Source organism: Streptomyces sp. NPDC050703, from assembly GCF_040654435.1.
Taxonomy (GTDB): domain Bacteria; phylum Actinomycetota; class Actinomycetes; order Streptomycetales; family Streptomycetaceae; genus Streptomyces.
This window is the reverse complement of the sequence record NZ_JBFAHX010000082.1, coordinates 1-11,118: the sequence shown is the minus strand read 5'-3', so window position 1 is coordinate 11,118 and position 11,118 is coordinate 1. Positions and strand designations below refer to the sequence as shown.

Here is an 11,118-nt window from a genome sequence, read left to right as displayed (position 1 = left end):
AACGCGGCACCCGGCAGCAGCACCGAACCCCGCACCACATAGTCGGCGAGCCACGGGTGCGTCCGCACCGACAGCCGTCCCGTCAGCAGCACACCGTCCGTGCCGCCCACCGTGATGGCAGCGCCCAGCAGCGGGTGCTCCGCCGAACCCAGTCCGGCCGCCGTGACGTCACCGGCCGACGGCGGTACGTCCAGCCAGAAGCGCTCGCGCTGGAAGGCGTACGTCGGCAGCTCGACCCTCTTGGCCCCGCTGCCCGCGTAACAGGCGGCCCAGTCCACGTGTACGCCCCGCACATGTGCTTCCGCGAGCGCGGTGGTCAGCGCCGCCACCTCGGGGCGGCCGTTCCGCAGCGCCGCCACGAACCCGGCGTCCGGCGCGGTCTCCGGTCCGAGCGCCGACAGCGTGCCGCCGGGGCCGATCTCGACGAACGTGGTCACGCCCTCGTGCCGCAGCGTCCTCACGGCGTCGGCGAACCGCACCGGCTCGCGTACGTGGCGCACCCAGTACTCCGCCGAGGCCAGCTCCTCGGCTGTGGCAGGGCGGCCCGTCAGCGTCGACACCACGGGGATCGCGGGAGCCTCGTAGGACACGCCCTCAAGGACCCGGCGGAACTCGTCGAGCATCGGCTCCATCAGCGGCGAGTGGAACGCGTGACTGACCCGCAGCCGGGACGTCTTGCGGCCCGCCTCGCGCCACTTCTCCGCGACCGCTTCGACATCGGCGGCGACTCCGGACACCACCACCGACGTGGGGCCGTTGACCGCCGCGATGCCGACCGTCTCCGACAGGTCCGGCGTGACCTCGGCCTCCGTCGCCTGGATCGCGATCATCGCACCGCCCGCGGGCAGCGCCTGCATCAGCGCGCCCCGTGCCGACACCACCTTCACCGCGTCCGCAAGCGACCACACACCCGCCACATGCGCCGCCGCCAGCTCGCCGATCGAGTGACCCGCCAGCATGTCCGGGCGCACGCCCCACGACTCAAGGAGCCGGAACAGCGCCACCTCGACCGCGAACAGCGCCGGCTGGGTGACACCCGTCTCGTTCAGCGCGTCGGCGTCCTCGCCGAACAGCACCTCACGCACCCGCGGATCGCACTCGTCCAGTACCGAGTTCAGGGCCTCGGCGAACACCTCGTACCGCTCGGCCAGTTCACGGCCCGTCGCAAGTCGCTGCGCCCCCTGTCCCGAAAACAGAAACCCCAGCAGGCCGGGGGCGACGGAGCCCGTCACCACGCCCGTCGACTGCTTGCCCTCGGCGAGCGCGGTGAGGGCGGTCAGCCGGGATTCCTCGTCGTCCGCGGTGACGACCGCGCGCTGTTCCAGCGACGCCCGTGTCGTCGCGAGGGAGAAGCCGACGTCCCTGGGGTCCAGGCCGATGATGCCGGAGATCAGTCGTGCCGCCTGGTCGCGCAGTGCCTCGGCGCTGCGGGCCGAGAGGACCCACGGCACCGGTCCCGCCGCGGCGGACGCCGCCGTCGGCGTCGATTCCCGGGGCTCCGGGGCCTGCTCGATGATGGTGTGCGCGTTCGTGCCGCTCACGCCGAACGACGACACGCCGGCCCGCCAGGGCTGTCCCGTCCGCGGCCACGCGCGGGTCTCCGTCAGGAGTTCCACCGCGCCGGCCGACCAGTCGACGTGTGTGGACGGTTCGGTGACGTGCAGGGTCTTGGGGAGGACGCCGTGCCGCATCGCCATGACCATCTTGATGATGCCCGCGACACCGGCGGCGGCCTGGGTGTGGCCGATGTTGGACTTGATCGAGCCCAGCCAGAGCGGACGGCCGGCGGGGCGGTCCTGGCCGTAGGTGGCGAGGAGGGCCTGCGCCTCGATCGGGTCGCCCAGCTTCGTGCCCGTGCCGTGCGCTTCCATGGCGTCCACGTCGGCGGGGGTCAGCCCCGCGCTCGCCAGGGCCTGGCGGATGACGCGCTGCTGGGAGGGGCCGTTGGGGGCGGTCAGGCCGTTGGAGGCGCCGTCCTGGTTGACGGCGGAGCCGCGTACGACCGCGAGGATCTGGTGGCCGTTGCGCTGGGCGTCGGACAGGCGCTCCACCAGGAGCATGCCGACGCCCTCGCCCCAGCCGGTGCCGTCGGCGCTGTCGGAGAACGCCTTGCAGCGGCCGTCGGGGGCGAGGCCGCGCTGGCGGCTGAACTCGATGAAGGAGCCCGGCGTGGACATCACCGTCACGCCGCCGACCAGCGCGAGTTCGCATTCGCCCTGGTGCAGGGCCTGGGTCGCCAGGTGCAGGGCGACCAGCGAGGACGAGCAGGCGGTGTCGACCGTCACCGCGGGGCCTTCGAGGCCGAAGGTGTAGGACAGGCGGCCGGAGATGACGCTCGCCGAGATGCCGGTGCCCGCGTATCCCTCGACCTCTTCGTGCGCGGCCATCAGCAGCGCACCGTAGTCCTGGCCGTTGGTGCCGACGAACACGCCCGAGCGGCTGCCGCGGAGCGAGGCCGGGTCGATGCCCGCGCGCTCGAAGGCCTCCCAGGAGGTTTCCAGGAGCAGCCGCTGCTGGGGGTCCATCGCCGCGGCCTCGCGCGGGGAGATCCCGAAGAAGGCGGGGTCGAACTCGGTCGCGTCGTAGAGGAATCCGCCTTCGCGGGCGTAGGTGGTGCCGGTGTGCTCGGGGTCGGCGTCGTACAGGGCCTTGAGGTCCCAGCCGCGGTCGGTGGGGAATCCGGCGACGGCGTCGGCTCCGGACTCGACGAGACGCCACAGGTCCTCGGGCGACGCGACCCCGCCGGGGAAGCGGCAGCTCATGCCGACGATGGCGATCGGCTCGCTGTCCTTCTCCTCGACCTCGCGGAGGCGCTGCTTGGTCTGCCGCAGGTCGGCGGTCAGGCGCTTCAGGTAGTCGAGGACCTTGTCGTCGGTCGACATGTGCTTGTTACCCCTCTGGGTGAGAGTCCGTGCCCGTGGTGATGGGAGTCCGTACCGGCTGGTCAGGGTGGTGGGTCGCGCTCCCGCCCTTCAGATGGGGGCGGGAACGCGTTTCCGCTGGTCAGGACTTTCCGAGTTCCTCGTCGATGATGTCGAAGACGTCGTCGAGGGTCGCCGAGGTCAGATCGTCCTTCGGGGCCTCGGATTCGCTCTCGTCCCAGGTGGACAGGAGCGAGCGGAGCCGCAGCCGGATGTCTCCGGCCAGGGCGTCGTTCGGGTCGAGTTTGGAGATGGTGACGGAGAGTCTGTTCAGTTCGCCGAGTACTTCGGCGGCGGGTGTGTTGTCGCCGGTGAGCACCGTGGTGCGCAGGTGGGCCGCGAGTGCCGCCGGGTTGGGGTGGTCGAAGACCAGGGTGGCGGGAAGTCGGGAGTCGACTTCGGCGTCGAGCCTGTTGCGCAGTTCCACGGCGGTGAGTGAGTCGAAGCCCAGCTCCTTGAAGGCCCGTTCCGCCTCGACGGCCTCCGGTCCCGTGAAGCCGAGCACGGCCGCGGTGTGGGTGCGGACGAGCTGGACCAGGGCGCGGTCCTGCTCGGCCTCGGTGAGGCCGGCGAGCCGTTGGGCGAGCGGGACCGTGGTGGTGCCGTCACCGGTGCGTGCCGCTCGGCGGAGGGGTGTGGGTATCAGGCCGCGCAGGAGCGGCCGTACCTGTTCGGGGTCGGCCCGCAGCGTGGTGAGGTCGAGTGCGGCGGGCACGGCGGTGGCGGTTCCGGTGGCCTGTGCCGCGTCGAACAGTGCCATGCCGGTCGCGTTGGACAGGGGGGTCATGCCGCCCCTGGCCATCCGCTGGACGTCGGCGTCGTCGAGGTGGCCGGTGATGCCGCTGGCCTCGGCCCACAGGCCCCAGGCGAGGGAGGTGGCGGGCAGGCCCTGTGCGCGGCGGTGCTGGGCGAGCGCGTCGAGGAAGGCGTTGGCGGCGGCGTAGTTGCCCTGGCCGGGGCCGCCGAACACGCCGGCGGCCGCGGAGAACAGGACGAACGCGGTCAGGTTCTGGTCCCGGGTCAGCTCGTGGAGGTGCAGTGCGGCGTCGGCCTTGGGGGCGAACACCGTGTCGATGTGCCGTGGGGTCAGGGACTCGATGACGCTGTCGTCCAGGGTGCCCGCCGTGTGGACGACGGCGGTGACGGGGTGTTCGGCGAGGAGTGCGGCGAGCGCGGCGCGGTCGCCGACGTCGCAGGCGGCGACGGTGACGCGTGCGCCGAGTCCGGCGAGTTCGCGGCGCAGTTCGTCCGCGCCAGGGGTGGCCGGGCCGCGCCTGCCGGTGAGGACGAGGTCCCGTACGCCGTGGCGGGTGACGAGGTGGCGTGCGGTCGTGGCGCCGAGTACGCCGAGGCCGCCGGTGATGAGCACGGTGCTTTCGGGGGTGAACGCCGGCTGCTCGGGGGTGTCGGCGGGGGCGGTGAGCCGCGCGAGCCTGGCCACCGTGGCGGTGCCGTTCCTGATGACGACCTGCGGTTCGCCGGTCGCCACGGCGGCGGGCAGTCTGCGGAGCGACTTCTCCTCGCCGTCCACGTCGGCGAGGACGAACCGCTCGGGGTGTTCCGACTGTGCCGAGCGGACCAGGCCCCATGCGGGGGCGCGTACCAGGTCGGGTACGGCGTCGTCGGGGCCCGCCGGTACCGCGCCGCTGGTGACGAGGACGAGCCGGGTCGCGGTGAACCGGTCGTCCGCGAGCCACTTCTGGAGCAGGTCCAGGGTGTGGTGTGCCGTCTCGCGGGGGGTCGTCGCGTTCTCGCCGGGTGTCACGGCCACGCACCGCGGTACGGGCAGCCCCGCGTCGACGGCCGCGAGGAGTGCGGCCAGGTCGGTGTGCTCGTCCACGGGTTCGCCCGCGGCGGTGAGCGCGTGGGCGAGGCGTGCGGTGTCGCCGCCGATGACGGCCCAGGTGCCGGTCTCGGGAGCGGCGTCGGGCATCGGTGCCCACGTGACCTCGAAGAGCGCGTCGCGGTGGGCGGAGCGGGCGGCGTTGAGCTGGTCGGCGGAGAGGGGGCGCAGGCTCAGTTCGTCGACGGCGGCGACGGGTTCGCCGGAGCCGTCGGTGACGAGGACGGCGACGGTGTCCACGCCGGCCGGTGTCAGCCGGGCCCGCAGGGATGTCGCCCCGGTCGCGAGGAGCCGTACCCCGGCCCAGGAGAACGGCAGCAGTCCCTGGGAGCCGGTGCCGAGCCCGGTGGCGTGCAGCGCGGCGTCCAGGAGGGCGGGGTGCAGGCCGAAGCCCGTGTCGGTGAGGCCGTCGGGGAGGGTCACTTCGGCGAACACCTCGTCGCCCTTGCGCCAGGCGGCGCGCAGTCCCCGGAAGGCGGGGCCGTGGTCGAGGCCGGAGGCGGTGACGGTGGCGTAGTGCTGTTCCAGGTCGACCGGTTCGGCTTCGCCGGGGGGCCAGGCCACGAGGTCGTCGGTGACGGGGGCCGGCTGGGGGGTGAGGGTGCCGGTGGCGTGGCGGGTCCAGTCCCCGCCCTCGTCGCCGCGGGAGTCCACGGTGAACGCCCGCCCGCCGGACGCGTCGGGGCCTTCGAGGCTGAGCCGCAGCTGGACGCCGTCCCGTTCGGGCAGCACCAGGGGTGCTTCGAGGACGAGGTCGTCCAGGGAGGCGCAGCCGACGTGGTCCCCGGCGCGCAGCGCGAGGTCGACGTAGGCGGCGCCGGGGAGTACGGCGGTGTCGAGGACGCGGTAGTCGGTGAGCCAGGGGTGGGTGCGCTGGGAGAGTCTGCCGCTGAACACCAGGGCGTCGGAGTCGGCGAGTTCGGTGACGGCGGCGAGCAGGGGGTGGTCGACGCGGCCGAGGCCCGCGGAGGTCACGTCGCCGGGGGCGGTGTGTGCCGTGGTGGGCCAGAAGCGCCGGCGCTGGAAGGGGTAGGTGGGTAGGTCCACGTGCCGGGCCTCGGGCAGGGGCCAGTCCACCCGGCCGCCGCGGACGAACAGTCGGCTCGCGGAGTCCAGGAGCCGGTCCTTGCCGCCGTCGTCGCGCCGCAGTGAGCCGACGACCAGGCCGTCGGGGCCGGTGAGTTCGCCGAGTCCGGCCACCAGGACCGGGTGCGGGCTGACTTCGACGAAGGTGGTGAAGCCCTCCGCCACGAGGGTGGAGACGGAGTCCGCGAACTCCACCGTCTGCCGCAGGCTGCGGTACCAGTACGAGGCGTCCAGTTCGCGGGTGTCCAGCCGACCGCCGGCCAGGGGGGAGTAGTACGGCACGTCGCCGGAGCGCGGTGTCACGTCCGCGAGGCCTTCCAGGATGTCCGCCTCGACGCGCTCGACGTGGTGGGAGTGCGGGGCGTAGTCCGCCTTGACCCGCCGTGCCCACACGCCCTGTTCGGCGCAGACGTCCAGCAGTTCGTCCAGGGCGGTGACGTCACCGGAGACGACGACCGACGCGGGGCCGTTGACCACGCCGACGGTGAGCTGTCCGTCCCACCGGGTGAGGAGTTCCCGTACGTCGTCCACGCCGAGCGCGAGTGACACCATGCCGCCCCGGCCCGCCAGCGCGGTCAGGGCCTTGCTGCGCAGGACGGCGAGGCGGGCGGCGTCGGGCAGCGACAGGGCGCCCGCGACGCACGCCGCGGCGATCTCGCCCTGGGAGTGTCCCAGTACGGCGCCGGGTTCGACGCCCCAGGACCGCCAGGTGGCCGCGAGGGACACCATCACCGCGAACAGGGCGGGCTGGACGACATCGAGGCGCTCCATCAGGACGGGGTCCTGGATCGCGTCGATGAGCGACCAGTCGACGTGTTCGCCGAGTGCTTCGGCGCACTCCTCCATCCGCGTGCGGAACGCCGGGGAGGAGTCGAGGAGTTCCAGGGCCATGCCGACCCACTGCGTGCCGTGGCCGGGGAAGACGAACACCGTGCCGGTGCCGCGGTTCCCGGCGGTGCCGGTCACGACGTGGGGTGCCTCGCGGCCTTCGGCGAGGGCGGTGAGGCCGGTGCGGAAGTCCTCCCTGTCGAGCCCCACCACCACGGCCCGGTGGTCGAACACCGAGCGGGACCGCAGCGAGTGGGCGATGTCGGCGACCGTCGCGGCCGCGTCCCCGCGCTCGATGCCGTCGCGGAGGCGGGACGCCTGATCCCGCAGGGCTTCGGCGGACCGCGCCGAGAGCACCCACGGTATGGCGTCCGGCTCCGCCGGCGCGCTGTCGGGGGCCGCCGTTTCGGGGGCCTGCTCGATGATGGTGTGCGCGTTGGTGCCGCTGAACCCGAACGATGACACGCCGGCCCGCCACGGGCGGTCGACGGACGGCCACTCGCGCCGGTCGGTGAGCAGTTCCATCGCGCCCGCCGACCAGTCGACGTGCGTGGACGGTTCGGTGACGTGCAGGGTCCGCGGCAGCACGCCGTGCCGCATCGCCATCACCATTTTGATGATGCCCGCGACACCGGCGGCGGCCTGCGTGTGGCCGATGTTGGACTTCACCGAGCCGAGCAGCAGCGGCCGGTCGGCGGGGCGGCCCTGGCCGTAGGTGGCGAGGAGGGCCTGGGCCTCGATGGGGTCGCCGAGGGTGGTGCCGGTGCCGTGCGCCTCGACGGCGTCCACGTCGGCCGGGGCCAGGCCCGCGCCGGCGAGCGCCTGGCGGATGACGCGCTGCTGGGAGGGGCCGTTGGGGGCGGTCAGGCCGTTGGAGGCACCGTCCTGGTTGACGGCGGAGCCCCGGACGACCGCGAGGACCTGGTGGCCGTTGCGGCGGGCGTCGGAGAGGCGCTCGACGATCAGCATGCCGATGCCCTCGCCCCAGCCGGTGCCGTCGGCGCTGTCGGAGAACGCCTTGCAGCGGCCGTCCACGGCAAGGCCGCGCTGGCGGCTGAACTCGATGAACGCGCCCGGTGTCGACATCACCGTCACACCGCCCGTGAGGGCCAGTTCGCACTCGCCGGAGCGCAGCGCCTGCACCGCCAGGTGCAGGGCGACGAGCGACGACGAGCACGCCGTGTCCACGGTCACCGCGGGGCCTTCGAGGCCGAACGTGTAGGACAGGCGGCCGGACATGACGCTCGCCGCGCTGCCCGTGGCCACGTGCCCGCCCACGTCCTCCACGGCGTCGTCGAGGACCAGGCCGTAGTCCTGCACGTTGGAGCCGACGAACACGCCGACCCGCTCGCCGCGGACCGTGTCGGGATCGATGCCGGCCCGCTCGAAGACCTCCCAGGAGGTCTCCAGGAGAAGCCGCTGCTGCGGGTCCATCGCCAGCGCCTCACGCGGTGACGTCCCGAAGAAGGGCGCGTCGAAGTCCGCCACGTGGTCGAGGAAGGCGCCTCGGCGCGAGTACGTGGTGCCGATGCCCGCGGGGTCCGGGTCGTACAGGGCCTCGATGTCCCAGCCCCGGTCGGCCGGGAACTCCGACACCGCGTCCCCGCCCGACATGAGCACCTGCCACAGGTCCTCCGGGCTCGTCACGCCGCCGGGGTAGCGGCACGCCATCGCCACGATCGCGATCGGCTCGTCGGACGCGGCCGACGGTGCGGCGGCGGGTGCCGGCGGTGTTTCGCCGTGCGGTTCCACGACGGCCGACAGCAGGTGGTCGGCGAGCGCCGCGGGGGTGGGGTAGTCGAAGACCACGGTCGCGGGAAGCGTGAGGCCGGTCGCGGCCGTCAGCGCGTTGCGCAGTTCCACGGCGGTCAGCGAGTCGAAGCCGAGGTCGCGGAAGGCCCGGTCGGCGTCGACGGCACCGGCCGTGCCGTGCCCCAGGACAGTGGCCGCCTGCGCCACCACGAGCGTACGCACCGCTTCGCCCCGCCCGGCCGCGTCGAGGCCGGTGAGCCGGGCCCGCAGCCGCGCCCCGTCCTCGTCGGAGCCGTCCGCCCGGGCGGGCCCTTCGGCACCGGCGTCCCGGCCCGCGACGGCGTCACGTGCTTCGGGCAGGTCGGCGAGGAGCGGGCTCGGCCTGCCGATGGTGAACGCGGGCGCGAACCTCTCCCAGTCGACGTCCGCCACGACCGTGCTCGCCGTGCCGCCGCCGACCGCGTCGGCGATGGCGCCCACCGCGAGCTGGGGCGGCAGCGTCAGGAGTCCGCGCCGGGAGAGCTGCCGCTGTGCCTCGTCGTCGGCCATGCCGCCGCCGCCCCAGGGGCCCCAGGCCACGGCTGTGCCGGGCAGGCCGTGGGCGGTGCGGTGCTCGGCGAGGGCGTCGAGGCAGGCGTTGGCCGCGCTGTAGCCGACCTGGCCGCCGCTGCCCCAGACGCCGGCGATGGAGGAGTAGCAGAGGAAGGCGTCGAGCGGTGTGTCCGCGAGCAGTTCGTGCAGGTGCGCGGCGCCGGCGACCTTGGCGCCGACCACGTCGGCGAAGCGCGCGAGGCCGGTCTCCTGGACGGGGGCGCTGTCGTTGAGTCCGGCGGTGTGCACGACGGCCGAGACCCGGTCTCCCGCGGCGGTGAGGCCGTCGAGGAGCGCGGCGAGCGCTTCCCGGTCGGCGATGTCGACGGCGGCGACCGTGACGCGGGCGCCCAGTCCGGTGAGTTCGGCCTCCAGCTCGGCGGCGCCATCGGCCGCGCCGCCACGCCGGCTCACCAGGACGACGTGCTCGGCGCCGTGCTCGGCGGACCACCGCGCGGCCCGTGCGCCGAGGGCGCCGAGACCGCCGGTCACCAGGACCGTGCCGCGCGGCGTCCATCCCGCGCCGGTGCCGGTCCTGTCGGCCCTGCGGAGACGGCGTGTGAACACACCGGTCCCGCGTACGGCGACCTGGTCCTCCGCCCCGCCGAGGAGCCCGCACAGCCGTGCGGCCACCCGCTCGTCCACCGTCTCCGGCAGGTCGGCCAATCCGCCCCAGCGGCCGGGGTGTTCCAGCGCCACGGCCCGGCCGAGGCCCCACACCATCGACTGCGCGAAGCCCTCGACGGTGTCGTCCGCGACCGCGGCCACCGCGCCGGAGGTGACACACCACAGCGGTGCCTGTACGTCGGTGTCGCCGAGCGCCTGCACCAGCGCGAGGGTGGCAGCCACCCCGTTCGGCACCGCGGGGTGCTCGGCGTGCGGCGACTCGTCGAACGCCAGCAGCGACAGGACTCCGCCGATCTCCTCCTCCCGCGCGAGGGCCCGCTCAAGGGCTGTGCCCAGCGCGTCGGCCAGCCCCGCGCGGTCCGCCGCCCCGGCGACCTCGACCACGGCGAGCGAGAGGCCGCTGCCGGCGAGCAGTTCCCTCACCGCGCGGGCCCGCTCGTCCCCGGCGAACGCCACGGTCAGCCAGGTGCCGGCGGGAGGCGTCGTCGTCGGAATCCCGACGGGTCTCCAGCCGACTGTGTAACGCCACTGGTCCAGCGTGGACTTCTCGTGGCTGCGGCGGCGCCACGACGTCAGGAACGGCAGCACGGCGCGGAGCGAGTCGGCCGCCCCGTCATCGGTGATGCCCAGGGACGAGGCGAGCGCGGACGCCTCCTCGCTCTCCACCGCGGCCCAGAACCGCGCCTCGTCCGCGTTCGGCGCGGCCTCGGCGACGACGGCGGGCGGGGAGTCCATCCAGTAGCGCTGACGCTGGAAGGCGTACGTGGGCAGGTCCACCCGCCGGGCGCCGCTGCCCGCGAAGTACGCGGCCCAGTCGACCGCCACGCCCCGCGTGTGCAGGGCGGCCACGGTCGTCACGAGCGCGGCCTCCTCGGGCCGCTCGCCACGCAACGCGGGCAGGAACACCGCGTCCGGCGCGCATGCGAGGCCCAGCCCGGACAGGGTGCCGCCGGGGCCGACCTCGACGAACGTGGTCACGCCCTCGTCCGTGAGCGTGCCGACGGCGTCGGCGAACCGTACGGCCTCGCGCACGTGCCGCACCCAGTACTCGGGAGAGGTCAGTTCCTCGGCGCTCGCCCGGACGCCGGTCAGCGTCGACACGATCGGCAGCGAGGGCGCCTCGTACGACACGCCCTCAAGCACCCGGCGGAAGTCACCGAGCATCGGCTCCATCAACGGCGAGTGGAAGGCGTGGCTGACCTTCAGCCGGGACACCTTGCGGCCCGCCTCACGCCATTTCTCCGCGACGGCCTCGACATCTGCGGCGACGCCCGAGACGACGACGGAGGTGGGTCCGTTGACGGCGGCCAGGCCGACCGTCTCCGACAGGTCCGGGGCGATCTCGGCCTCGGTCGCCTGGACGGCAACCATGGCTCCACCGGCCGGCAGCGCCTGCATCAGCGCACCACGCGCCGACACCACCTTCACCGCATCAGCAAGCGACCACACACCCGCCACATGCGCCGCCGC

Annotated in this window: 2 protein-coding genes; both read right to left on the bottom strand. The window is 74.0% G+C overall.

The genetic code is table 11. From position 1 onward, the window contains the following. Positions 1-2,882: type I polyketide synthase (locus AB0I16_RS35405; RefSeq protein ID WP_363253796.1), on the bottom strand; the 2,882-nt coding region annotated here is incomplete at its 3' end. A 121-nt stretch (positions 2,883-3,003) separates the two neighbouring features. Continuing rightward, on the bottom strand, positions 3,004-11,106 hold the full coding sequence (locus tag AB0I16_RS35400; protein WP_363253795.1) for an SDR family NAD(P)-dependent oxidoreductase: 8,103 nt from the start codon (positions 11,104-11,106) through the stop codon (positions 3,004-3,006). Between the last annotated feature and the right edge of the window lie 12 nt (positions 11,107-11,118).